Raw genomic sequence first — 25117 nt, forward strand, 5'->3', positions numbered from 1 at the left:
GACATGAAAACGCTTGTGTGATAAGCTGTAACTTAAACATTACACAAGGAGTTATTATGAAAAAGATACATTTAAATAAATGGAAACATAAGAGTAGTCTTTATCTTATGCTGTTTTGTTTGTCTTTACCATTGGCCTTAACACCCTTAAGTGTCTCGGCAACTGAAACAGAAACAGAAACTGAACAAACAGCACCAACAAGTCAAAAAGATGCTTCTGAAACTACATCTGAAAGTCAAACGGTGGAATCCTCTACTAATGATCAAAACCAAAATAATTCAACGATTTCCTTACCAGAAAGTTCTTCTACTACTAGCTTAGCGCCTTCTGAAAGTCTGACTTCTGATTCAAAAAAATTGGCGCAAAAAGAGGAAGTAGTTGCCTCAACAACGGTTGCTGAACCAAAAGCAGCAGCAAGTTCTACAATCTCTGTACCAGACCCAAATTTAAAACAAACAATTTTATCAACTTTAGGGCTTGCAACGACTGCTGAACTGACTCAGACAGATATGGATAAATTAACGAATTTAACTTTAAATTCAGTAGATATTTATAGCCTAGTTGGACTTGAACATGCAACTAATCTTTCATCAATTTATATTAATGTCAATAACAAAATCACAGATTTTACACCATTAGAATCATTAACCAAACTGACATTTGTTACCCTACAAACTAGTTCATTAACCAGCGATAACTTTCCAAATCTTACAGCAAGTCAGGGTTTGACAAATTTGTCAATTGGTGGGACTAGTGTGGATAATTCTGTATTAGCAAAAATTGTTAATTTAAAAGCTTTAGTAAGACTTTATATGGATAGTAATATGAATATTACAAACATTGAGCCATTAAAAGTTCTTCCGAATCTAAAGAGTCTTAGTGTTCAATTTTGTGGAATCACAGATTTTACTGTCATCAAAGATTTTCCAATAATGTCTGACTTGGCAGCATTTGGCCAAAATACTGGAAGAAATGATCCTCCAACTACGGTGACAAGATCGAGCTTGAAATATAATGAAGATGAGCAAAGTGTTTATATTCCATTTTCAATGATGCCTAATCGAATGACGAATTTTGATGGTTATATTCCACCTTTTTCAACTTCAAACTCTGCCAGTAATACTTATTTTGATTTTAATGGAACTCAACTTCCAGCCAGTCGTTTGCAAATAGATGACAATGGAATCACTATCAATTCAGTTAGTCCTGAAGAATATCAAGGAATAAAATCTTTTGAGTATAATGCTCGTTTAAATAACCCAGCAGGAACGTATGCAGTTCCCGATGGCTATACGTTTTATGCAATATCCTCAGGTACTTATTTACATCAATTTGATGTCGTTGATGATGGGGCCCCAGTCACAGTTAAGTATCAAGATGAAAATGGTCAAGAACTAGCACCGTCAGAGCTTTTAAATGGCTATGTAGGAGCAACCTATAATTCAAAAGAACTAAGTTTCCAAGGATACTCTTTAATTAAAGTGGATGGTGATGCAACCGGTAAATTTACGGATAGTCCTCAAACAGTAACTTATATTTATCAGAAAAATGCTAAGTTACTTGGTCAAGTGACGGTCAAGTATATAGATACAGATGGTAAGGCACTTTTCGGTGATGTTATTCAGACAGGGAATATTGGTGAAACTTATCATACAGAAAAGAAAGAACTAACTGGTTATACTTTCAAGAATATAATTGGTAATGCCTCTGGCCAATATACTAATAGCCCTCAAACAGTGACTTATGTTTATGAGAAGAATGCCAAGATACTTGGTCAAGTAACAGTTAAATATATAGATACTGAGGGTAAATCACTTTTCGGTGATGTTATTCAGACAGGGAATATTGGTGAAACTTATCATACAGAAAAGAAAGAACTAACTGGTTATAGCTTTAAAAATATAATTGGTAATACCACTGGTCAATATACTAATATCCCTCAAACAGTGACTTACGTTTATAAGAAAAATACTAATCCTAATAAACCAGAAGAAGTTATTCCAGATTCTAGTGATAAAAATAATGTAAATCCAGACTCTAGGGAGAATGAAACAACGAAAGGGTCTAAGACTGTTAAAGATAAAGAATCAGTTGTAACTTCTAAAGAAAAGAATCTACCTGAAACAGGTGATAAAGAACAAGGAATGAAAAAAATTACTTTGTTTGGTTCTTTCTTACTTATACTTGGTTCACTTGTGCTATTTATTCGATTTAGAAAAGTAGATAAATTATAACAATTATTTTATAAGAGCTTTGTTTTCTTAGCTCTTTTTTAATTAATATTGATAAAAAAGGAGGGGCAATGGTTGGAGAAGTTGTTTTAGTCAATGCCTATAAAAAATTTTTTAGAGAATATTTTAATTTTAAAGGTAAAACGAGTCGGCTGGATTTTTGGTATGTCATATTAAGTTTATTAATACTTTCGATCATTCCAACAGTCATTTTATCTTACTTAATTTTTGGTTCTTTAATGAATATTTCAGGTGGAGGAAATGTTCAAGAAATAATGGAGAGTACATTTCTTAATATACCAATCTTTATTATTGGAATCATCTATTTGTTTTTACTTGTCCCAGTTATTACGATGACTGTTAGAAGATGGCGTGATGTCGGGTTAAGAGCAAGTGGCATAATTTTGATATTCTGTTTATTGGTACTAATTGTGATTCTAGGTTTTATAATTCATCTGAAACAAAATATTATTATTGATTTTCTTATCGTTATAAGTTCATCAATGTTTTTGATTACTTTAATGCCTTCCCAAATATGTTGTACTAATTCTAAAAATAGAATTAGTCAATTCTTTTTTTGCTCAAAAGGTGAAAGATAGTTTTATGTGAAAATAAAAGAAGAATTCTGCCGAATAGAATTCTTCTTTTTTATAAGTATTAACTTTATTTAACTTTCAAGGCTTTCGACTTTTCTAAGAGGAAAGGTCTTAGGTAGCCCACTGTATTTGATAAAGGAAGCACATCTGGACTTAAATTGATGTTTAATTCATTTATGAGGTAGTTTCTTCGTGTTATAATTCTTTGCCATAGTTCGGGATATTCATTTTTAAGTTCATTTTTAAGTGACTTATCAGCAATAGCTACGCATTCTTCAGCACTTACGCCTGCTAAACCTTCTACAGATGGAATAATATCAATTTGAAAAATCATTCCACTAGCAATTTTCACTTTTGAATTTTTATAGAAAGGAGAGGCCATCCATTCTTCATCAGCGACATAGTGCCCTGGATTTAAATGCCAATTATACTTTGCTTTTGGCAAATTTTCATCAATCATTTTATAGAAATCATTTCCTAACATTCCGATGGAAATATTTTCTAGCCAAGAAACGACTCCTTTATAATAAGGAATGACAAGATCAGTAAGATATTGTTTTTGATTATCTGGCAAATCTTTTTCTTCATTGACTAAAAAACCAGTTCGACTAGACAAGCCTCCTTTGAAACCTGTTGTCATTGAAATTGGTTCTCCAAAATTTATTTCTTTATAAGTGGGATAGAAGTTGGCTTTTTTAAATCTTTCTCCAGAAGCTGCAATTGTAATTACAGAATGGGCTTGTCCTTCGTCAGAGAGTATTGCGCCAATTTCACTTTCTTTCATTCCTATTTTAAGCTGATTCATGGCATTTAGAATGCAACGAGAGGCAAGATTAGCTCCATATTCATAATGCGCGAGTTCGTTTGCATTGTTTATCGTCCGAATTCCTTTTGGACCAATGAGGAGGTGAGCAGCGTTAGTTAAAATTGTATCTGTTGAGAGTGAATTCTTTACTGCGTCTACGATAAAGTAGGGAAGATCAAATAATTCTGAAGGCTCTTCATTTTGTGTTGTAAACATCTTCCAGCCAATCAAGCCAATTTTTTTGTTTTTATAAAGTTCTAACTCCTTAAAAATCTGAGTTAGACTTTTTTCGTTATCCATGGGTTGATTTGGCAAAGAAAATTGAGGGTAATGAATAAGGTTAGCTTCAATTCTTGAGTGTTTAGACATTTTTAAATTCTCATTACCCAAAACAAGCGTGGCTTTATCATTTTTATCAATAATGAGTAATCCTTCCTCAAAACGTGGAATAAATCCAGTAAAATATTCAAAATTGCTGCCATGTTCTTTGTCTGCATAGATAATTAATGCATCGTATTGTTCTTTAGCCATTATTGTTAAAAGCTTTTCTTTTCGGTCCTTTAATGTTTTGTCCGTTAGTATAACCGGTGGAACATTATTAAAGAGCTTTGGTTCGTTTATTTTTTCGTAAACAATTTCTTTATTCATTTATAGTCACCACTTTCACATTATTATCATTTAAATTATTCATCAATTCACCTTCAATTTTTTCATCGGTGATGAGATAGTCTATTTCTTTTAAATCACAAATTTTAAAGAATCCTTCTTTATTAAGTTTGGTATGATCTGCTAAGGCTATGACTTGCTTTCCTTGTTGAATCATTTTTCTTTTGACGAGGCCTTCCTCTTCAGTATGAATAAATAAACCATTATTAGAAAGAGCGAAAACGCCTAAAATTGTATAATCAACTTGATATTGAGAGAGTTTTTCAACGGTTTCCGCGCCGTACAAGAATAGTTGATTCTTGTTTAATTTTCCGGGAAGAAGTTGTACAGTTGCCTTCTCATACTTCGAAAGTAATATTGCATTGGTGAGGGAGTTTGTGATGGTTGAGATAGAGAAGTTATCAAGTTGTTTTATAGCAGCTTCGACGGTTGTTGATGAATCAAAAATAAGAGTGCTATGATCTTTTATGAGATTTTTTATTTTACTTGCTATTTTTTTCTTTAAACTGCTGGAAATATTTGAGCGTTCTTCATAATTCAAAATCTCAGCCTCTTTGCCGATTGGAATTGCTCCACCGTGAACTCGATGCAATTTTTTTCTGGATTCTAACTTTATTAAATCTCTCCTAATTGTATCTTTTGAAACTTCAAGTTTTTGAGCTAGAAAATCAATTGTGGCACTGCCTTCTTTATCAACGATTTGGCTAATTTTTGATAGTCTTTCTTCTAATAACATTCTCTCTCCTTTTTAACTATCATAACATAGCGCATGAGAACAAGCAATAAACTGCAATTATTTAATTAAAACTACACTAAAAATGCAAGTTAGTGCAATTTATTTATTTGTCTTATTAGTATAAATATATAATCGTTTTAGTTTTTGTTGTCATGTTATAATAATTATAATATCAATATGGAGAATGAAGTAAGAATGAAAAAAAGTAAGTTAAAGAAAATTTTAAGTTTTTCGGGAGTGGTAATACTGATAATTGCTACGTTTATATTTTTTTACCTTAAGACGAATAGCTATCATCCCACTTCTGAAGCTTTAAAAATTTCACAAAAAGCTGAAGTTCAGAATGATACCCTTGTATTTAAAGGAAATCCTAATAAAACAAGCATTATCTTTTATCAGGGGGCCCTAGTAGATAATAAGAGTTATAGTATTTGGGCAAATAAACTTGCTAAAGCAGGATATACGGTTTATCTAATAAAAGAACCTTTAAATTTAGCAGTGTTTAATCCAGATAAAGCTTCCTCAATTATTAAAGCGAATAAAATCAATAATTATGTGGTCGGTGGCCATTCATTAGGTGGGGTAATTGCAAGTCGGTTTGCAGAAAAAAGAATATCTGATTCATCATTAAAAGGAGTTTTCTTTTTAGCTAGTTATCCTGATAAAAAAGGAAGTCTAACTAATTTTAATGGAGGAATATTATCTATAGTTGGTTCTCAAGATGGGGTCCTAAACTGGTCATCATATCAAAAGGCGAAACAATATCTTCCACAACAAACGAAGTATATTACTATAGAAGGTGGAAACCATAGTGGATTTGGGAGCTATGGTTTTCAAAAAGGAGATAAAAAGGCGTCAATTTCTAATCTTCAACAGCAAGAAGCAATCTTTCAAACATTAAAGAATTGGCTTATAAGACTAGATTAGATATTTTATACTAATAGTAAAAGGACTTCATTATGACCTCTAAATCTTTTTTGATATAATCGATATATTACCCTTAAAGTAGAGGAGAAATAATGAATTTAGAAATAAAAAATGTATCTAAAACTTTACCGGAATATCGTCAAGTCATAGATTTAGTTAAAAATTCTTTTCCTAAAGAAGAACAATATCCAATTTGGTTGCTAAAACTTTGGGCCTTGAAGAAAAATGTACATTTCTGGGCTTACTATCAAAATGATGAATTTTGTGGTGTTTCTTACCTTGTGAGTCATGAAGAGATGACTTTTGTTTTATATTTAGCAGTTAATAATCAGGTTAAGTCTAAAGGTTATGGTTCAGCGATTTTAGAAACTTTAAAAGAAAAATTTTCAGGTAAAAATATTACTTTGAACATTGAGAGACTTGATCCGAGTGCAGATAATTATGAACAGAGAGTAAAACGTCTAAAATTCTATAAAAAGAATGGTTTTTATGATACAGACTACACAATTACTGATAGGGGAGAAACTTTCTTAACTTTGACAACATCCCCCTCTTTCTCTGTAGAGGTTTTTAAAAAGGTCTTAAGAGAATTAACTTTGGGTCTTGATTTATTAAAAATCGGAAAATCTGAATCCTGAAAATTGAGGATTACAAAAAAAGTTGAAAAATGCTAAAATGGATAAGGTAATCTTTGTCCATTTTTTATATTCTTTTGGGTTTAAAAGAGGGCAAAAATTAGAATTCAAATTTGTATTCTTTTAGTAGAATAAAAACTCAGCTAAGTCTTGATTCTTATCTGAATGTGAAATTATAAATATATAAAAGCTGTAGAGATTACAGTTGATTTGAGGAGTATTAATATGGTGATACAATGGTTTCCTGGGCATATGTCCAAAGCACGTCGTCAGGTGCAAGAAAATTTAAAATATGTTGATTTTGTGATTGAATTGGTTGATGCTCGTCTCCCTATTTCTTCACGTAATCCGATGTTAGGGCAAATTATTGGGGATAAACCAAGAATTATTGCTTTAAATAAAGCTGATTTAGCTGATTCTAATGCAGTAGCACAATGGATTGAATATTTTGATGATCAAGGTTTTATAACTTTAGCCATTAATTCTAAAGAAGAATATACAGCAAAAAGATTAACTGTTGCTGCTAAAAAATTGATGGCAGATAAGGTCGCTCATGATAAGGAGCGCGGTATTGCTCATACTACTTTGCGAACAATGATTATCGGAATTCCGAATGCAGGGAAGTCAACTCTGATGAATCGCTTAGCAGGTAAAAAAGTTGCAGTGACTGGGAACCGTCCAGGGGTGACTAAGGGTCAACAATGGATTCGAACTAATAAAGAATTAGAATTATTGGACACACCAGGTATTCTTTGGCCAAAATTTGAAGATCAACTTGTTGGTTTAAAATTAGCTTTGACTGGGGCAATTAAGGATGATTTATTGCCTATGGATGAGGTAACAATTTTTGGATTAAATTATTTTTTGAAGAATTATCGAACAGTCACAATGAAACGATATAGAATGACAGAAGAAGATTTGGAGCTTGAAATTCCAGACTTAATCATGGAGTTGACCGCAAGATTTGGTTTCCGTGATGATTATGATCGTTTCTATAATATGTTTGTCAAAGATGTCCGGGATGGAAAATTGGGCTTGTTCTGTTTGGATGAAGTTGGAGTTGATGGACTATGAGTTTATAATTATATTGATAGATTTTAAGCGCTTATAACATAAATAATATTATGTAAAATTACTGACAGAAAAGCTGTCAGTAATTTTTGAGAGTTGGTGAGTAAAATGGGACAAACCATTAAAGAAATTAAAGCGGCCTTAGCCAAACTGACAGACGTGTCAGCAAAAGAATTCTTAGAGTATGAAGCAGATGAACGGGCTGGGGTTCAAGCAGCACTTAAAAGTAGAAAAAAACAAATTTTAGCAGAGTTAGCAGAAGATGCTCGTTTGGAACAAATGTTGGAATTTGAGAAAGAACTTTATGGTCAAGAAATTCAATTAATTGCAGGTATTGATGAAGTTGGTCGTGGACCGCTTGCTGGTCCTGTAGTGACTGCAGCAGTCATTTTACCTAAAAATTGTAAAATTCGGTGTTTAAATGATAGTAAAAAAGTGCCAAAATCAAAACATCATGCTATTCTATCCGAAATTCAAGAAAAAGCTTTAGCAATAGGGATTGGGATTGTTGATGCGGAAAAAATTGATGAAGTAAATATTTATGAAGCAACAAAAATTGCAATGATTCAAGCAGTATCAAAATTATCTGTTAAACCTGAGCATCTCTTAATTGATGCTATGGTTTTGGATCTACCTATTGCACAGACAAAAATTATTCACGGGGATGCTCGCTCAGCCTCGATTGCGGCGGCTTCAATTGTTGCTAAAGTAACTCGTGATGAAATGATGAAAGAGCTTGCTCGGGAATTTCCTGAGTATGATTTTGAACATAATGCAGGTTATGGAACTGCAAAACATCTTGAAGCTCTAACAAAGTATGGTATCACAAGAATTCATCGCAAGTCCTATGAGCCGATTAAAACTATGGTCAATTTTAAATCGTAGATTCTGTCAGTAAAAATATGTAAAACGTGAACGTTATCTGTTCACGTTTTTTTGCTGACAGGTCTGTCAGTAATTATTTAGGCTATTCCTTTTTTAATAAAAAACTAATTTTATATTAACCTAAATGACATAATAAATAAAAGGAGTTTTTTATAGAATTAGTTATTAATAAAATATTTTAAATTGGTATAGTTACATCTGTTATAATTTCCAATATTTTTTAATAATAATTATTTTAACAAAAGTCTTATATAAAAATTCTAACAGAGCAGATGATGAGCCCAGTATAAGCTTTTAAACTGTTTTCTTTAATAGCCTAAGAGAAATATAAAGTAATATAAATGTTTTTTATTATAAATTATGTAAGATATACTTTTGTATGAACTGGTATAAATTTGACGATTAAGTCCTAAATAAGTTATAATCTCAATTGCGTAATTTCTTAAATACATAAAAAACAGCTACATTGACATACTGATTAAAGAGTATAACTAATGAACTGTTATAAATCTTGAAAAAACAATAAAAGTAATAGTTTGGGGAGGTTGAGAATGTATAAAAAATATGGAGATTGTTTTAAAAAGTTACGAAACCAAAAGAATTTAGGATTATCATACTTTAGTAAACTAGGGATAGACCGTTCAAATATATCTAGATTTGAACATGGAAAGTGTATGATGAGTTTTGAGCGCATAGATTTGATGTTAGAAGAAATGCAAGTTCCATTAGCTGAGTACGAATTGATAGTAAATAATTATATGCCGAATTTCCAAGAATTTTTTATATTAGAATTGGAAAAAGCTGAATTTAGTCAAAATCGAGATAAAATAAAAGAGTTATATTCTGAAGTTAAAGAAACGGGGAATCATTTACTGATGATTACCGTTAAAACGAAGCTTGGGACTATTAGTCAGACAGAAGTTAAGGAAATTGAAACTTATCTTTGTAATATTGAAGAGTGGGGATATTTTGAACTAACTTTATTCTATTTTGTATCTGATTATCTCAATGTCAATCAATTGGAATTGTTGCTCTTTAACTTTGACAAAAGATGTGAAAATTACTGTAGAGTCTTAAAATATAGAAGGAGATTATTGCAAATAGCCTATAAAAGCGTTGCGATATACGCGGCTAATGGAGAAAGAACAAAAGCCGAAAATATTTTAGAAATGACTAAAAAATATCGAACTGTAGGTGTTGATTTATATTCTGAAGTATTAAGACATCTTGCCAGAGGTATCATTATTTTTAATTTTGAAAATGCAGAAGTGGGAGAAGTAAAAATAAATTATGCGCTTGAAACTTTGGAAGAATTTGGAGGAATGAAGATAAAAGAATTCTATCAGAAAAAAATGGAAAAGTATTTGAAAAAGTCAATTTAGTCTCTTTTGAGCTGTTGCTTTAAAGCAACAGTTTAAAAGAGATTTTTTTTATTCTGGAGCATATACTAGAAAATGAAGATGAGTTGTATGAGGCTATATAACATGTCTTTTAAAAAATTCAATCATAAATATAAGGAGGTATGATGAATCAAAAAAAATTATCATTATTCGGTTTTTTTGCATTAACCGCTTCAATGGTTTTGACTGTCTATGAGTATCCAACTTTTGCCACGTCAAAATTACATTTGGTGTTCTTTTTACTTCTCGGAGGACTACTCTGGTTTTTGCCCGTAGCGCTCTGTGCAGCAGAAATGGCGACGGTTGAAGGTTGGGAAAATGGTGGAATTTTTAGTTGGGTGAGCCAAACTTTAGGGGAGCGCTTTGGTTTTGCAGCCATATTTTTTCAGTGGTTCCAAATTACAGTTGGCTTTGTCACTATGATCTATTTCATTTTAGGGGCCCTCTCTTATGTGTTAAATTTTCAGGCACTTAATACAGATCCATTGATTAAATTTATTGGTTTACTCATCATTTTTTGGGGATTGACATTTTCTCAGTTAGGTGGGACACAAAGAACTGCTAAATTGGTAAAAGCTGGTTTCGTAGTTGGAATAGTGATTCCATCGATTATCTTGTTTGGGTTAGCTGCGGCATATTTTATCGGAGGTAATCCTATAGAGATACCAATTAATAAGCATGCTTTTGTCCCAGATTTTTCACAACTATCAACTTTAGTAGTTTTTGTTTCTTTTATTCTTGCTTATATGGGGGTAGAAGCTTCAGCTTCGCACATTAATGAACTTGAAAATCCAAAGAGAAATTATCCCTTAGCAATGATTTTATTAGTAATTTTAGCTATTTCTTTAGATGCCATAGGTGGATTTTCTGTAGCAGCGGTTATTCCTCAAAAAGACTTATCATTAAGTGCAGGGGTAATTCAAACTTTTCAAACGTTAATCTTACATTTTAATCATCATTTGGGATGGTTAGTTAAAATAATTGCACTAATGATTGCCTTTGGGGTTATGGGAGAAGTGAGTTCATGGGTTGTTGGTCCTTCTAGAGGGATGTTTGCAGCAGCACAAAGAGGCTTATTACCAAAATTTTTACGTAAAACAAATACGCATGAAGTCCCTGTTCCGCTAGTTATGATTCAAGGAATCATTGTTACACTTTGGGGCGCTGTATTAACTTTTGGAGGAGGAGGAAATAATTTATCTTTCTTAGTTGCCATTTCACTGACAGTAGTGATTTATTTGGTAGGTTATCTCTTATTTTTTATTGGTTACTTTGTTTTAATCTATAAAAAACAAAATTTAAAGCGCACTTATAATGTTCCAGGTAAAAGAGTTGGAAAAACAATCATTGCGGGAATTGGATTTTTATTATCAATTTTTGCTCTATTTATTTCCTTTGTTCCTCCAGCATCAATTGCGAAAAATGAGACTCATACTTACAAAATGATACTTCTTATAAGTTTTGTTGTGACTGCTATCTTGCTATTTATTGTTTATGAATTGCATGATAAAAGGGGACATGATACTATTGAAGAACCAAGGCACTTTAAAGCAAGAGATGTGAACCCCGCGATTTATCCAGCAGCTCGTGGTGAGCATCATATTATTAAAAAAGAAGAACATATCTTAAAACATTAAAAAATTGGAGGATGTACCTATGTTATACGGAAAAGAAAATCGCGATGAAGCAGAGTTCTTGGAACCAATTTTTGGTTCAGAAAGTGAACAAGTGGATTTGCCTAAATATAAATTAGCTCAACAATCAATTGAGCCTCGAGTGGCCTATCAATTAGTTCAAGATGAAATGTTAGATGAAGGGAATGCTCGTTTAAATTTAGCCACATTCTGTCAAACTTATATGGAACCTGAAGCAGTCAAGCTAATGAGTCAGACCTTGGAAAAAAATGCGATTGATAAATCGGAATATCCAAGAACAACTGAAATTGAAAACCGTTGTGTCAACATGATCGCTGACCTTTGGAATGCGAGTGAAAAAGAAAAATTTATGGGGACTTCAACAATTGGTTCTTCAGAAGCTTGTATGCTTGGTGGAATGGCCATGAAGTTTTCTTGGCGCAAGCGAGCAGAAAAATTGGGATTAGACATTAATGCGAAAAAGCCAAACTTAGTTATTTCATCTGGTTATCAAGTTTGCTGGGAAAAATTCTGTGTTTATTGGGATATTGAAATGCGAGAAGTGCCAATGGATAGAGAACATATGTCAATCAATTTGGATAAAGTGATGGATTATGTTGATGAATATACGATTGGGGTAGTTGGTATTATGGGGATTACTTATACTGGTCGTTATGATGATATCAAAGCTTTGGATAATTTGATTGAAGAATATAATAAACAGACAGATTACAAAGTTTATATTCACGTAGATGCTGCTTCAGGAGGACTTTATGCTCCCTTTGTTGAGCCAGAACTTGAGTGGGATTTCCGTTTGAAAAATGTCATTTCAATCAATACCTCAGGTCATAAATATGGTTTAGTTTATCCTGGCGTAGGTTGGGTTTTGTGGCGTGACAAAAAATATTTACCAGAAGAATTAATTTTTAAAGTAAGTTATCTTGGAGGAGAACTACCAACGATGGCCATTAATTTTTCTCACAGTGCCTCTCAATTAATTGGTCAATATTATAATTTTGTACGTTATGGATTTGATGGATATAAAGCTATTCATGAGAGAACGCATAAAGTCGCCATGTTTTTAGCAAAAGAAATTGAAAAAACTGGAATGTTTGAAATTATGAACGATGGGTCACAATTGCCAATTGTCTGCTATAAATTAAAAGAAGATTCAAATCGGGTTTGGAATCTTTATGATTTGGCAGACCGTTTATTAATGAAGGGATGGCAAGTGCCTGCTTATCCACTTCCCAAAAATTTGGAAAATGAAATCATTCAACGTTTAGTGATTCGAGCAGATTTTGGGATGAATATGGCATTTAACTATGTTCAAGATATGCAAGAAGCAATTGAGGCTTTAAATAATGCTCATATTCTATACCATGAGGAACCTGAAAATAAAACATATGGCTTTACTCACTAAAAAAATTGATATTCATCTTAGGAAAAAATAAAAGCGATATAGTTAATCTATATCGCTTTTATTTTGATGATAAATTTTGTTTTTTCTATTTAGTCATAAGTCTGTCAGTGATTATTTTTCATAATATTTATCTAAAATCTCCATTTTTAAAGGAGTAATCTTAGATAATGGGGCTGTTAAACTTGTTCTTAAGAAGAGTTTGTCTTCAATGTTGATAATTCCTAAATATTTAAGTTGAGGATAATTTGCATTAACTTCCATAATCTGATTTTTTCTTTCAATCAGATTTTCACTTGTTACTGGCACATCAAGATTAACAGTTCTTTCTTTGTATGAGTAGTTTTTGAGGGCAGCAATATTTCGATTAGGAATAAAAGTCGTTGCGCCATCAGCGCCAATTACTGTAATTGAACGAATTCCAACAGTTTTTACTACCCCTTCAATGTCAAGGCCAGCAAAAGCCACAGTATCTCCAACGTTGATTTGATGTTCAACGATTATAAAGAAGCCATTGATAATATCAGCGACTAAATCTCGCCCAGCGAAACCTAGAGCAACTCCGAGAATACCAGCACCAGCAAGGATATTTGCAACAGGAATTCCGATGACTCCTAGAACAGTATAGATATAAAGAAAAACTGTAAGATAATGGATGGCACTGGTTGTCAGTCGAGAGAGGGTTAAGATTCTCGAAGTATCTGTCCATTTTTGCTCACTATAATTTTTAAATAAGCGTTTAACGATACGAGAGCCGGCTTGATAGAGAATAAAAAAAAGAATACTAATTAATAAAATTGTAATTGCTTTATCTAATAAAAATAAACCAAAGTCTTCCCAGTTTGTTTTTAATAAGTTCATTTTTGCTCCTTTGTTCAGTAATTTTATAAATTCATTTATAGAGAAATTGACTATATTTGAAAAAATTGTTTGAACTTTTACCGAATTTCATGAATATTTTCTTGTTTTATGTTACAGAAAATAATATAATCTATTATAACAAAAAAATTTGGAGGATGTTATGGCAATTAATTTAGACTGGGAAAATTTAGGATTCAGCTATCGGAACTTACCTTTTCGTTATATCGCTCGTTTTAAAGACGGAAAATGGAGTGCTGGAGAACTAACAGGAGATAATCAACTTCATATTAGTGAATCATCACCTGCTTTGCATTATGGTCAACAAGGTTTTGAAGGATTAAAAGCCTATCGAACAAAGGATGGTTCAATCCAACTTTTCCGTCCTGACCAAAATGCTGCTCGTTTGCAAAATACGGCGCGTCGACTTTGCATGGCAGAAGTTCCAACTGAAATGTTTATTGATGCAGTTAAACAAGTGGTGAAAGCCAACGAAGATTTTGTGCCTCCTTACGGAACGGGTGCAACGCTCTATCTCCGTCCACTTTTGATTGGGGTTGGTGATGTTATTGGGGTAAAACCTGCTGATGAATATATTTTCACCGTTTTTGCTATGCCAGTTGGTTCTTATTTTAAAGGCGGATTGGCTCCTTCAAAATTTGTAATTTCAAGAGATTATGATAGGGCGGCTCCACTTGGTACAGGTGGTGCCAAAGTTGGAGGAAATTACGCAGCTTCTTTACAAGCAGAAGTTGGTGCCAAAGCTTCAGGCTATGCAGATGCGATTTATCTTGACCCAAGCACACATACTAAAATTGAAGAAGTTGGGGCAGCGAATTTCTTTGGAATTACAGCTGATAATGAATTTATCACACCATTGAGTCCATCTATCTTACCTTCAATTACTAAATATTCTCTTCTTTATTTAGCTGAACATCGTTTGGGGCTCAAAGCGATTGAGGGTGAAGTTTATGCCAAAGATTTAGGTAAATTTGTTGAAGCAGGAGCTTGTGGGACAGCAGCAATTATCTCTCCAATTGGTCGTATCGACGATGGAGAAGATTCTTATATTTTCCATTCAGAAACAGAAGTAGGACCAACGGTTAAACGTTTATATGATGAGTTGGTTGGCATTCAGTTTGGTGATGTTGAAGCACCAGAAGGCTGGATAGTTAAAGTTGAATAATTTTAAAAAGCTAAAGAATACTCTTTAGCTTTTTTATTTTGAAATAAATAATTTATCTTTTTTAATCCATTCTTGATCCTCTGTTCGAATTGGACGAATCACTTGGCAAGGATTACCAGCAGCAATCACATTTTCTGGAATATCTTTGGTAACGACGCTTCCTGCACCAATAATACTATTGTCACCAATGCTTACACCAGGAAGAAGGCTGACATTTGCCCCCAACCAGACTTGGTTCCCAACCGTAATCGGCTTTGAATAGACCCCACCAGCAGTTCTTAAACTTGGATCTTCCGAATGATTGGCAGCAAATAAACCACAACGGGGGCCAAAGTAAACATTATTGCCAATCGTGACCTGGTTACAGTCTAAAATAATCATATCATGATTAATGAGGACATTATCGCCAATTCTTATATTGAAGCCAAATTCACAGCGAAAATTAGATTCAATATAAGGATTTTTACCTAAATGTTCAAAAAGATTCTTTAAGATTTCTGGATGATAACCCTCATTGTTATTAATTTTTTGATTATAACGGCGGCTTTCAAAAAGGGCATGGTTACGATATTCAGACAAGTCTAAATCGGCGTCATCGTATGTTTTTCCTGAATTAATTAGTGTCTTTAATTGTTCCTTATTCATTCTTTTATCTTATGATTTTAGTCTCTTTTTGTCAATTGTAAGGGTTTTTATAGTTTTGATAAAGCTACTAAAAATTACATTTATATATAATTGTCAGAATATATTGATATTTCATAAAAATTTTAGTAGAATAAAAGAACCAAATTGTAAAATAAAAGAGGTTGTGTTATGAATAAAAAAGCTAAACAAGCCATGAAAACGACACTTTGGCAGCCTGATTTTGAATCGGATGCTTGTGGAATGGGCTTCATTGCCCAAATTGACGGTAAAGCTAGTCACCTTTTAGTTGAGAGAGCGCTGACCATGTTAACAAGGATGAATCATCGTGGTGGAACGGGTGCTGAACCAGAAACCGGAGATGGGGCAGGTATTTTACTTGCTTTGCCTGACGAATTCTTTCGTAAAATTGCAAAAGAACATGATGTAGAACTACCAAAACTTGGTGATTATGCCGTAGGGCAATTTTTCTTATCGCGTAAGGAAAATAAAAAACATCAAGAATTAGAAGCGATTAAGGCAGCTGTTAAGGCTCAAGGATATGAAGTCTTATTCACGCGCACAGTTCCTTTTAATTTTGAAGCATGTGGAGCAACGGCTCAAGGAATTATGCCGTCTTTTGTTCAAGTTTTTATTGAGAAAAAATCATCTGAAAAAGCTGTCAGCGAAATTTCTAATTTTGAAAATGATTTATTTATTATCAGACGAAATCTTGAAAAACGTTTTGACGAAGAGGAATTATATATTTGTTCATTATCTAGTCAGACGGTTGTTTATAAGGGAATGCTTCACGCGTATCAAGTAAAACTCTTTTATCCTGATTTGTCTGATGAAGATTTCAAAAGTCATATTGCACTAACACATAGCCGTTTTTCTACCAATACTTTTCCCTCTTGGAATCGGGCTCAACCTTTTCGTTTTCTAGCACATAATGGCGAAATTAACACGCTTCGCGGAGCTGAAAACTGGATGAAAGTCAACGATATTGAAATGTACAATGAAGAAAATTCTGATTCAGCCAAATTAGAAAATTGTATGGAGTATTTCTATCGAAATGGTCGAGAACTTCCAGAAAGTTTACTGACCATGATTCCTGAGGCTTGGGGAGAACAAACTGGCTTAAGTCCAGAATTGAAAGCTTTTTACGAATATTCAACTGCTCATATTGCGCCTTGGGATGGTCCGGCAGCTTTAGTATTTACTGACGGAAAAACTGTTGGGGCAAGACTTGATCGGAATGGTTTAAGACCAAGTCGTTATCTTGTGACAAAGGATAATTTTATCATTCTGTCAAGCGAATCTGGTGTGGTTGATATCCCAGCCGATGAAATCATTGAAAAATCAGTTCTTGGACCTGGTAACATGTTGTTAGTCAATACTGACGAAGGAAAAATTATTCGTAATGAAGAAGTTAAGAGTTATTATGCTAATAAATATCCCTACCAAAAATTTCTGTCAGCTGGTTTGAAGAAACTGTCAGCACTGACAGAAAGTGAAAAAACAAATCCAATTCCGTCAGCAAAAATGAATACCCTATGGAAATTATTTGGTTATACTGACGAAGTCATTCGGACAGTACTTTTACCAATGGCAGAATCAGCCAATGAACCTACAATTTCAATGGGCTTTGATGCTCCTTTGGCAGTTTTATCTGACCAAGCTCAATCACTCTATAATTTCTTCAAACAACAATTTGCTCAAGTGACCAATCCGCCAATTGATGCGATTAGGGAACAAATTGTCATTGGAACAGAAACCTATTTGGGAGAAGATGGGAATCCAGCAAAAATCACAGGTGAAAATGTTCGTAAGTTAAAATTAGACAGTCCAGTCCTTTCAACGGCTGACTTTGAAAAAATCTTAGCATTGAAGGAAGAACATTATCATACAGAAGTTATTTCCACCCTATATGATAAGGATGATCTTTTAGAAAATGCATTGAACAAACTCTTTTATAAGGCAGAAAGTTTGATTAATCAAGGAACAACTATTATCGTGCTTTCTGACCGTGACTTTGCTGAAAATAAAGTACCAATGCCTATTTTACTTGCTTTGTCAGGACTTTATCATTATATGTTAGGACGTCATAATGCGTCTAAATTTGCAATTATTGTAGATACAGCTGAGGTCTGTGAAGTTCATCAATTTGCAGCGCTTGTAGGTTATGGCGTTTCAGGAATTCATCCTTATGGTGCATACGCAACCCTTTCAGACTGGGGTATGGGAGCCCCTGAACAACTTGAAAATTTCCGTCATGCGGCAGAAAAAGGTATTGTTAAGGTCATGAGCCGGATGGGGATTTCAACAATTGTCGGTTATAAAGGGGCTCAACTTTTTGAAGCAATTGGTTTATCTAAAGAAGTCGTTGACAAGTACTTCACAGGTACGAGTACAAGAATTGGTGGACTTTCTCTTGCCCAAATCGAGGACGAATATCGTTTACGATATGAGAAAGCTTATGGACATCGGGCACAGGATTTATTGGAAACAGGCGGTTCTTTCCAATACCGGGCGGATGAGGGAGAACATCATATCTATGACCCACAAATGATTTACCAAATTCAAAATGCTGTCCGTCAAAATGATTTTGAAAAATATAAAAAATATAGTCAGTATCTAAATGATATTGCTCTAAAATCGCCGACAAGCTTACGTCACACTTGGAAAATCAAATCTGATCGGAAGTCCATTCAGATGAGCGAAGTAGAACCAGCTCGTGAAATTGTTAAACGTTTCAAAATTGGGGCCATGTCATTTGGCTCATTGTCACAAGAGGCTCACGAATGTATTGCTCAAGCCATGAACTCTATTGGTGCAAAATCCAATTCGGGTGAAGGTGGTGAAAATGCAAAACGTTATGGCACAATCAATAATTCTAAAATTAAACAAGTCGCCTCTGGACGATTTGGTGTGTCAGCTGCTTATTTAATGTCTGCCGAAGAGATTCAAATTAAAATTTCGCAAGGTGCTAAGCCAGGTGAAGGTGGGCAATTGCCAGGTAAAAAAGCTTTTCCTTGGGTGGCAGAAGTTCGAAACTCAACTCCAGGGGTAAGTTTAATTTCACCACCGCCTCATCATGATATTTATTCCATTGAAGATTTGTCGCAACTTATTTTTGACTTGAAAAAAATTAATCCTTATGCAAAAATCAACGTTAAGTTGGTTTCATCGACTGGTGTTGGAACAATTGCTACAGGGTGTGTTAAAGCCGGAGCTGATAAAGTTGTTATTTCTGGTTATGATGGTGGAACTGGAGCAAGTCCTAGAAACTCAACAAGAGATGCAGGTCTCCCTTGGGAAATGGGACTGGCAGAAGCACATCAAACGCTTAGTTTGAACAATTTACGTGACCGAATGATTTTGGAAACTGATGGTAAAGTAGTCACAGGTCGAGATATTGCGATTGCTGCAATGCTAGGTGCTGAAGAATATTCATTTGGTAGTTTAGCTTTGGTTGCGATTGGATGTATCATGACAAGAAATTGTCATTTAAATACTTGTCCGGTAGGTATTGCCACACAAAATCCTAGATTAAGAGCAAATTTTGCTGGAAAACCAGAGCACATTGTGCGTTTAATGGAATTTATGGCTGAGGAAGTTCGAGAACTTTTAGCCGAACTTGGTTTTAGAACAATCAATGAATTGGTAGGTCATGCCGAGCTCTTGCAAGCTAAAGAAGATTTACCAGCTAAAATGCGAGGTTTGGACTTTAGCCGTATGCTTGGTCATGCCTTACCGATTGCAACAAGGCATAGTGATCCTTTTGCTAATCCTCGTGCTTGGAAAGAATTAGACCAATTCACGGAGGCTACACTTAATAATGGTTCTCAGGCAACGGTTCATGGCACGATTAAAAATATTAATCGAACAACGACCGCGCGAATGGCAGGTTGGATTGCTGAACGTTATGGTAATTTTGGTCTAAAAGATGCTTCTGTTTGCTATGAATACGAAGGGGTTGCTGGCCAGTCCTTTGGCTCTTACGCAACCGCTGGTATGGAGGTTACTTTGATTGGCGAAGCCAATGATTATATTGGAAAATCATTGTCAGGGGGCCGTTTGATTGTAAAACCACCTCTAGATGCCGCTTATGATATTGAAAATACTTCTATTGTGGGGAATGTTTCGCTCTTTGGGGCTATCGGTGGCGAAGCTTATTTCCGAGGTCGTGCAGGTGAGCGTTGTGGTGTCCGAAATTCAGGAGCACATTTTGTTGTGGAAGGAACGGGTGACCATGGTTGTGAATACATGACTGGTGGTATCGCTGTTGTCCTTGGCACAACAGGTCGTAATTTTGCAGCTGGGATGTCTGGTGGTATCGCTTATGTTTATGATGTCGCTGGCAATTTTGAAAATAAAGTGAATCGGGAAATGGTAGATCTTTATGCTTTAGATGAAACTTCAGGTGATGAAGTTTTAGAAGAATTATTGAAGAAACATTTGAATTATACTGATTCAGCAAAAGCAAAATTTATTTTAGAACATTGGCAAACAGAACGCGAAAAATTTGTCAAAGTTTATCCAAGAGAATATCATCATATTAAAAATATTGAAGAAGATTTGGCTAAAACAGGTTTGTCAGGCGAAGCACTTACGATGACAACCTTTAAAAAAGTAACGGAGGTGAGCTAATGGCTGATCCAAATGGATTTTTAAATTATCCAAGAAATGATAATCCTTACCGTGAATTAGCGGAGCGGATAAAGGATTTTGCTGAATTGCAAGTTCCCTTATCTACTGAAGAACGACAAAAACAAGCGGCACGTTGTATGCATTGTGATGTTCCTTTTTGCCATCAAGGGATATTTTATGGGGGCAAACGAGCTGTCTCAGGTTGTCCAAATGATAATCACATCCCAGAGTGGAATGATTTGATTTATCGTGGTTTACAAAGAAAAGCCTATGAACGTTTGATTTTAACCAATCCTTTTCCAGAGTTTACCGGGCGAGTCTGTCCTGCTCCTTGTGAAAAATCTTGTGCCGAGGCCTTAAACGGTGCAGGAGTAACCATTAAAGATAATGAACGTTTCTTGGGTGATTTAGGAAATGATGAAGGTTGGGTGGCTGAAATTGGCAAAGCGGCGGAGCCGACAGGTTATAAAATAGCGATTATTGGGTCTGGACCTGCCGGTCTGTCAGCTGCTTGGCGTCTTAATCAATTGGGACATAGCGTTACTGTTTTTGAAAAATCAGATCGTTTGGGCGGCTTATTGATGTACGGCATTCCAAATATGAAATTGGATAAAAAAGTCGTTCAAAAACGGATTGATTTAATGACAGAACTTGGTGTGACTTTTGTCACCAATACTGAGATTGGAAAGACAATCAGTTACGAAGACCTGTCAGTAAATTTTGATAGAATTATTTTGGCGATTGGCGCAGGAATTCCACGTGATTTAAATATTTCAGGCCGTGAAGCAGTTGGAATTCGATTTGCCATTGATTTTCTGACAGAAACGACTAAAACTGTCCTTGAAGAGGGCGAAGATAATATTAGTCAATCATTAAAAGGAAAAAAAGTAGTAGTCATTGGTGGTGGAGATACAGGGAACGATTGTATCGGAACAGCAGTTCGTTTAGGAGCAGCATCGGTTTCTCAATTAGAAATCACACCAAGTTTACCCACTGATCGTTTAGATAACAACCCTTGGCCTGAGTGGCCAATGACCTTGAGAGCAGGTTATGGGCAAAAAGAAGCAGAATTTGTGGGAAATACTGATTTGACAACCTATCAAATGACTGCAACAGCTTTTCAAACAAATGCTGAAGGTCAACTTACTGGTTTAAAAGTAGCCAAAGTTGGACCTGACTTCAAGGCGGTAGAAGGGACTGAACAAGTAATTGAAGCTGACTTAGTTTTACTTGCTATGGGATTTGTTGGGACTGACACAGGATTATTGGATAAATTTGGTGTTCAAGAAATTTATGATGATTATCGAACAAATAATGACAAAGTTCTAGTCGCAGGCGATGCCAGACGAGGTCCATCTTTGGTTATTTGGGCAATCCGTGAAGGAAGAAAAACAGCCGAAATTGTTGATGAACAATTAATAAAAGTCGCTACAGCATAATTTATCATTCTGTCAGTAAAAAAAGTTTCTGTCAGTAAAAATGGCAGGAACTTTTTTGTGTCCAAGCTTTTGATGATATGCTATACTTATAAATAATCTAAAAATGAGGTGAGAGATGAAGACACCATTTGTAACAAAAGAACAATTAGAACAAATCACAAAGGAATTTCCAACACCATTTCATCTTTATGATGAAAAAGGAATTCGTCAAAAAGCGCGTGACCTTCACAAAGCCTTTGCTTGGAATAAAGGATTTAAAGAATTTTTTGCTGTGAAAGCGACACCCACACCAGCTATTTTAAAAATTCTTCATGAAGAGGGGTGTGGCGTTGATTGCGCCTCTTATGTCGAATTGTTACTTTCCGAAAAATGTGGGTTTGACGGCTCTGAGATGATGTTTTCATCAAACGATACTCCAGCTGAAGAATTTCAATTTGCTAATCAATTGGGTGCGACAATCAATCTTGATGCCTATGAAGATATTGAATTTTTGAAAAATCTGACAGATTTTATTTTTCCGGAAACAATGAGTTTGAGATACAATCCCGGTGGAGTTTTTGCTATGGGAACAAAAATTATGGATAATCCAGAAGAATCTAAATTCGGAATGACAAAAGCCCAACTCATCCAAGGAATTAAAGATTTGCAAAAATTAGGCGTGAAAAAATTTGGAATGCATAGTTTTTTGGCTTCAAATACAGTGACAAATGATTATTACCCAGAACTTGCCCGCAAGCTCTTTAAGCTTGCTTTAGAAATTAGAGAAGAAACTGGAATTACCCTTGATTTCATTAACTTATCAGGCGGAATTGGTGTGAACTATCGTCCTGATGAGGAGGCAAATGATATTGCCAAAATCGGTCAAGGTGTTCACGAAGCTTATGAAGAAGTTTTGAGCGCTAACGGAATAGAAAATCTAAAAATTTATACCGAATTGGGACGTTTTATGCTAGCTCCACACGGTCATTTGATTACAAAAGTTTTGCACCTTAAAGAAACTTATCGAAAATACGTTGGCGTTGATGCATCAGCAGTTAACTTGATGCGTCCAGCCTTTTATGATGCTTATCACCACATCACAGTTGCTGGAAAAGAAAATGATGAAGCGACTGAAATTTATGATATTACAGGTTCTTTATGTGAGAATAATGATAAATTTGCAAAAGAAAGAGCCTTTCCTAAAATAGAAATAGGAGATTTATTAGTGATTCATGATACTGGTGCGCATGGATTCTCAATGGGTTATCAATATAATGCTAAATTAAGAAGTTCCGAAGTTTTGCTTCAAGAAGATGGAAAGACTCGTTTAATTCGTCGAGCAGAGAAGCCAGCTGATTATTTTGCAACATTAGATGGTTTTGATTTTACAATTTGAGAAATAAAAAGTTACTGACAGCTCCGTCAGTAACTTTTGCCTCATTTATCCTTTCTGTCAGTAATATAAAGTGCTGACAAAAGGACTAAAATTTGATATAATAAGATGTCATCAATGGCGAAAGCGTTTCGCCAAAATTAGGAGATTCAAAATGAATTTAATCTTAGCTATTTTGCTTATGGTTGTATGCCTTTTGGCAGGTTTTTTCTTGGGAACATGGTTCTCACAACGCCAAACAAAAAAATTACTTATGGATAACCCACCCCTTAATGAAGACGCTGTTCGTCTTATGATGGGATCTATGGGACGTAAACCAAGTGAAGTTCAAGTCCAACAAGTTCTTCGCCAAATTCGTGCTGCTGCAAAGCAATCAGACACAAACAAAAAATAAGCTATTAGATACGCTGAGCGAAGCAGTAGAACACAAGTTCTAAACTCTCTCAGCGTTTGCTTTTATCATCATAAATAAAGTATCCATTATATTAAAAAATACAGATTTTGGATAAGAGAGAATTTGAATTAGATATTTTAAAAGGAGAAGAAAAATGGACAATCGACCAATCGGCCTCTTAGATTCTGGTGTTGGTGGACTGACTGTTGCTCGCGAACTCCTTAGACAACTCCCAAATGAAGAAATTGTCTACATAGGAGATACAAGAAGAGCTCCTTATGGTCCGCGTAGTCGTGAACAAATCATTGCGTTCACTTGGGACATGGTTAATTTTTTACTATCAAAAGATGTGAAAATGATTGTAATGGCCTGTAATACAGCAACAGCGATGGCCTTAGAAATTGTAAAAGAAAAACTAGATATACCGGTGATTGGTGTCATCCTACCCGGAGCAAGCTCAGCGATTCAAAAAACAAAAACAAACAAAATTGGTGTAATTGCCACTCAAGCTTCGATTCGTTCAGATGAATATCATAAAACAATTGCTCGTAAATCATCAGCAGTAGAAGTATATAGCCTAGCATGTCCAAAATTTGTTTCAATCGTTGAATCAAATGAAATGGAATCTGAAATTGCTAGAAAAGTTGTATCAGAAAGTCTTGTTCCACTAATTGGAAAAGTAGACACCTTAATTCTCGGATGTACTCACTATCCTCTCTTACGTTCCTTAATCCAAGAAACAATGGGAAAAGAGGTACGTTTGATTGATTCTGGAGCAGAAGCTGTACGAGATATCTCTGTTTTGCTCAACTATTTTTCAATAAATGGACAAGAACGTCAACCACTAGAGCATCGTTTCTTTACTACTGCGGGCGTTAATTCATTTCGAGAAATTGCAGAAAAATGGTTAAACATCGGACAACTTCAGATTGAACATACTGAAATAGAGAATTTCAATAAGGAAAAATAAATGGAAAAAACACTTATAATCGCAACAAGAAATTCAGGAAAAACAAAAGAATTTAAGAAATTATTTGCTGATTTCGGTTATGAAATCAAAGATTTAACAGATTATCCAGAACTTCCTGAAATTGAAGAAACTGGAACAACCTTTGAAGAAAATGCTCGTTTAAAAGCAGAACAAATCGCTGAAATTACTGGGCAAGTAGTCATTGGCGATGATTCAGGACTTTGTGTTGATGTTCTTGGTGGTTTGCCTGGCATTTGGTCGCATCGTTTCTCAGCTCCGGATCCTACTGATGAGAAAAATATCGCAAAACTTTTGCATGAACTCGCTCCAACGGCAATTACTCCAGAACGTAGAAGCGCACATTTTCATACTACGCTTGTGGCGGCAAAACCTGACCGTGAGAGTTTAGTTGTGGAAGCAGATTGGGATGGTTATATTGCTCTCGCTCCTAAAGGAGAAAATGGTTTTGGCTATGATCCTATTTTCATGGTTGATGCCTTTAGAACAGCCGCGGAATTATCAGAAAAAGAAAAAAATCAAGTCTCTCATCGCGGACAAGCCTTGAGAAAATTGATGGCTGAACTTCCTGAGTGGCTTGACAAATAAGTTTAAATAAAT

General features: G+C 34.7%; 20 protein-coding genes. 16 read left to right on the forward strand and 4 right to left on the reverse strand.

Annotated elements, in window-relative coordinates:
- Positions 1-56: 56 nt before the first annotated feature.
- Positions 57-2234, forward strand: coding sequence for a MucBP domain-containing protein (locus LDP15_RS03130; RefSeq protein ID WP_015426526.1), 2178 nt, complete (start codon positions 57-59; stop codon positions 2232-2234).
- 68 nt (positions 2235-2302) lie between these two features.
- A complete protein-coding gene (locus LDP15_RS03135) occupies positions 2303-2830 on the forward strand; it encodes a DUF805 domain-containing protein (protein WP_015426525.1) in 528 nt (175 codons plus the stop codon).
- A 64-nt stretch (positions 2831-2894) separates the two neighbouring features.
- Here LDP15_RS03135 and LDP15_RS03140 read toward each other — a convergent pair whose 3' ends face one another.
- Together LDP15_RS03140 and LDP15_RS03145 are read right to left on the reverse strand one after the other, a co-directional pair.
- Positions 2895-4280 (reverse strand): Xaa-Pro peptidase family protein, encoded by a 1386-nt coding sequence (locus tag LDP15_RS03140; protein WP_015426524.1) that lies wholly within the window; start codon positions 4278-4280, stop codon positions 2895-2897.
- A complete protein-coding gene (locus LDP15_RS03145) occupies positions 4273-5034 on the reverse strand; it encodes a DeoR/GlpR family DNA-binding transcription regulator (protein WP_015426523.1) in 762 nt (253 codons plus the stop codon). Before LDP15_RS03145 ends, LDP15_RS03140 begins: the two co-directional genes overlap by 8 nt.
- A 195-nt stretch (positions 5035-5229) precedes the next feature.
- Here LDP15_RS03145 and LDP15_RS03150 point away from each other — a divergent pair, with 195 nt between their 5' ends.
- From LDP15_RS03150 to LDP15_RS03180, 7 genes are all read left to right on the forward strand, one after another.
- Positions 5230-5961: an alpha/beta hydrolase gene (locus tag LDP15_RS03150; RefSeq protein WP_042230411.1), complete on the forward strand. Its 732-nt coding sequence runs from the start codon at positions 5230-5232 to the stop codon at positions 5959-5961.
- A 92-nt stretch (positions 5962-6053) separates the two neighbouring features.
- Positions 6054-6599, forward strand: coding sequence for a GNAT family N-acetyltransferase (locus LDP15_RS03155; protein ID WP_225513461.1), 546 nt, complete (start codon positions 6054-6056; stop codon positions 6597-6599).
- Between the two features lie 222 nt (positions 6600-6821).
- Positions 6822-7670, forward strand: coding sequence for a ribosome biogenesis GTPase YlqF (gene ylqF, locus LDP15_RS03160; RefSeq protein WP_136122587.1), 849 nt, complete (start codon positions 6822-6824; stop codon positions 7668-7670).
- A 105-nt stretch (positions 7671-7775) separates the two neighbouring features.
- Positions 7776-8552: a ribonuclease HII gene (locus LDP15_RS03165; protein ID WP_136122586.1), complete on the forward strand. Its 777-nt coding sequence runs from the start codon at positions 7776-7778 to the stop codon at positions 8550-8552.
- Positions 8553-9103: 551 nt separating this feature from the next.
- Complete coding sequence (locus LDP15_RS03170) at positions 9104-9934, forward strand: Rgg/GadR/MutR family transcriptional regulator (RefSeq protein ID WP_225513460.1); 831 nt, start codon at positions 9104-9106, stop codon at positions 9932-9934.
- A 143-nt stretch (positions 9935-10077) separates the two neighbouring features.
- The gene (gadC, locus tag LDP15_RS03175; protein ID WP_225513459.1) at positions 10078-11589 is read left to right on the forward strand and encodes a glutamate:gamma-aminobutyrate antiporter; all 1512 of its coding nucleotides are present in this window, start codon (positions 10078-10080) and stop codon (positions 11587-11589) included.
- Positions 11590-11608: 19 nt separating this feature from the next.
- Positions 11609-13009 carry a glutamate decarboxylase gene (locus LDP15_RS03180; protein ID WP_136122585.1) on the forward strand — a complete coding sequence of 467 codons (1401 nt, stop codon included), beginning with the start codon at positions 11609-11611 and terminating at the stop codon, positions 13007-13009.
- Positions 13010-13120: 111 nt separating this feature from the next.
- On the opposite strand, the gene LDP15_RS03185 is transcribed toward LDP15_RS03180, so the two are convergent.
- On the reverse strand, positions 13121-13867 hold the full coding sequence (locus LDP15_RS03185; protein WP_003130180.1) for a mechanosensitive ion channel family protein: 747 nt from the start codon (positions 13865-13867) through the stop codon (positions 13121-13123).
- 160 nt (positions 13868-14027) lie between these two features.
- On the opposite strand from LDP15_RS03185, the gene LDP15_RS03190 reads away from it, so the two are divergent.
- Complete coding sequence (locus tag LDP15_RS03190) at positions 14028-15050, forward strand: branched-chain amino acid aminotransferase (RefSeq protein ID WP_015426515.1); 1023 nt, start codon at positions 14028-14030, stop codon at positions 15048-15050.
- A 33-nt stretch (positions 15051-15083) separates the two neighbouring features.
- Here the strand turns inward: LDP15_RS03190 and LDP15_RS03195 are convergent, their stop codons facing one another.
- Complete coding sequence (locus tag LDP15_RS03195; RefSeq protein ID WP_015426514.1) at positions 15084-15695, reverse strand: sugar O-acetyltransferase; 612 nt, start codon at positions 15693-15695, stop codon at positions 15084-15086.
- 168 nt (positions 15696-15863) lie between these two features.
- Between LDP15_RS03195 and gltB the strand changes: the two genes are divergently transcribed.
- The 6 genes from gltB to LDP15_RS03225 all read left to right on the forward strand — a co-directional run bounded on the left by gltB (position 15864) and on the right by LDP15_RS03225 (position 25105).
- Positions 15864-20324 (forward strand): glutamate synthase large subunit, encoded by a 4461-nt coding sequence (gltB, locus tag LDP15_RS03200; protein WP_015426513.1) that lies wholly within the window; start codon positions 15864-15866, stop codon positions 20322-20324.
- Positions 20324-21763, forward strand: coding sequence for a glutamate synthase subunit beta (locus LDP15_RS03205; RefSeq protein WP_015426512.1), 1440 nt, complete (start codon positions 20324-20326; stop codon positions 21761-21763). Before gltB ends, LDP15_RS03205 begins: the two co-directional genes overlap by 1 nt.
- Positions 21764-21878: 115 nt before the next feature.
- A complete protein-coding gene (locus tag LDP15_RS03210; protein ID WP_015426511.1) occupies positions 21879-23138 on the forward strand; it encodes a diaminopimelate decarboxylase in 1260 nt (419 codons plus the stop codon).
- A 151-nt stretch (positions 23139-23289) separates the two neighbouring features.
- Positions 23290-23529: a YneF family protein gene (locus tag LDP15_RS03215; RefSeq protein ID WP_003130191.1), complete on the forward strand. Its 240-nt coding sequence runs from the start codon at positions 23290-23292 to the stop codon at positions 23527-23529.
- A gap of 154 nt (positions 23530-23683) precedes the next feature.
- On the forward strand, positions 23684-24499 hold the full coding sequence (racE, locus tag LDP15_RS03220; RefSeq protein ID WP_015426510.1) for a glutamate racemase: 816 nt from the start codon (positions 23684-23686) through the stop codon (positions 24497-24499).
- The gene (locus tag LDP15_RS03225; RefSeq protein WP_015426509.1) at positions 24500-25105 is read left to right on the forward strand and encodes a nucleoside-triphosphate diphosphatase; all 606 of its coding nucleotides are present in this window, start codon (positions 24500-24502) and stop codon (positions 25103-25105) included.
- Positions 25106-25117: the final 12 nt, after the last annotated feature.

The sequence above is a fragment of the Lactococcus sp. SK2-659 genome, from assembly GCF_020218185.2.
Taxonomy (GTDB): Bacteria; Bacillota; Bacilli; order Lactobacillales; family Streptococcaceae; genus Lactococcus; species Lactococcus lactis.

Bases quoted from the DNA above. Each gene is read 5' to 3' on its own strand.
- LDP15_RS03155 (WP_225513461.1), top strand. From the start codon at position 6,054: ATGAATTTAGAAATAAAAAATGTATCTAAAACTTTACCGGAATATCGT.
- gadC (WP_225513459.1), top strand. From the start codon at position 10,078: ATGAATCAAAAAAAATTATCATTATTCGGTTTTTTTGCATTAACCGCT.
- LDP15_RS03185 (WP_003130180.1), bottom strand. From the start codon at position 13,867: ATGAACTTATTAAAAACAAACTGGGAAGACTTTGGTTTATTTTTATTA.
- LDP15_RS03130 (WP_015426526.1), top strand. From the start codon at position 57: ATGAAAAAGATACATTTAAATAAATGGAAACATAAGAGTAGTCTTTAT.
- LDP15_RS03180 (WP_136122585.1), top strand. From the start codon at position 11,609: ATGTTATACGGAAAAGAAAATCGCGATGAAGCAGAGTTCTTGGAACCA.
- LDP15_RS03210 (WP_015426511.1), top strand. From the start codon at position 21,879: ATGAAGACACCATTTGTAACAAAAGAACAATTAGAACAAATCACAAAG.
- LDP15_RS03140 (WP_015426524.1), bottom strand. From the start codon at position 4,280: ATGAATAAAGAAATTGTTTACGAAAAAATAAACGAACCAAAGCTCTTT.
- gltB (WP_015426513.1), top strand. From the start codon at position 15,864: ATGAATAAAAAAGCTAAACAAGCCATGAAAACGACACTTTGGCAGCCT.
- racE (WP_015426510.1), top strand. From the start codon at position 23,684: ATGGACAATCGACCAATCGGCCTCTTAGATTCTGGTGTTGGTGGACTG.
- LDP15_RS03190 (WP_015426515.1), top strand. From the start codon at position 14,028: ATGGCAATTAATTTAGACTGGGAAAATTTAGGATTCAGCTATCGGAAC.
- LDP15_RS03135 (WP_015426525.1), top strand. From the start codon at position 2,303: ATGGTTGGAGAAGTTGTTTTAGTCAATGCCTATAAAAAATTTTTTAGA.
- LDP15_RS03150 (WP_042230411.1), top strand. From the start codon at position 5,230: ATGAAAAAAAGTAAGTTAAAGAAAATTTTAAGTTTTTCGGGAGTGGTA.
- LDP15_RS03225 (WP_015426509.1), top strand. From the start codon at position 24,500: ATGGAAAAAACACTTATAATCGCAACAAGAAATTCAGGAAAAACAAAA.
- LDP15_RS03195 (WP_015426514.1), bottom strand. From the start codon at position 15,695: ATGAATAAGGAACAATTAAAGACACTAATTAATTCAGGAAAAACATAC.
- ylqF (WP_136122587.1), top strand. From the start codon at position 6,822: ATGGTGATACAATGGTTTCCTGGGCATATGTCCAAAGCACGTCGTCAG.
- LDP15_RS03215 (WP_003130191.1), top strand. From the start codon at position 23,290: ATGAATTTAATCTTAGCTATTTTGCTTATGGTTGTATGCCTTTTGGCA.
- LDP15_RS03165 (WP_136122586.1), top strand. From the start codon at position 7,776: ATGGGACAAACCATTAAAGAAATTAAAGCGGCCTTAGCCAAACTGACA.
- LDP15_RS03145 (WP_015426523.1), bottom strand. From the start codon at position 5,034: ATGTTATTAGAAGAAAGACTATCAAAAATTAGCCAAATCGTTGATAAA.
- LDP15_RS03170 (WP_225513460.1), top strand. From the start codon at position 9,104: ATGTATAAAAAATATGGAGATTGTTTTAAAAAGTTACGAAACCAAAAG.
- LDP15_RS03205 (WP_015426512.1), top strand. From the start codon at position 20,324: ATGGCTGATCCAAATGGATTTTTAAATTATCCAAGAAATGATAATCCT.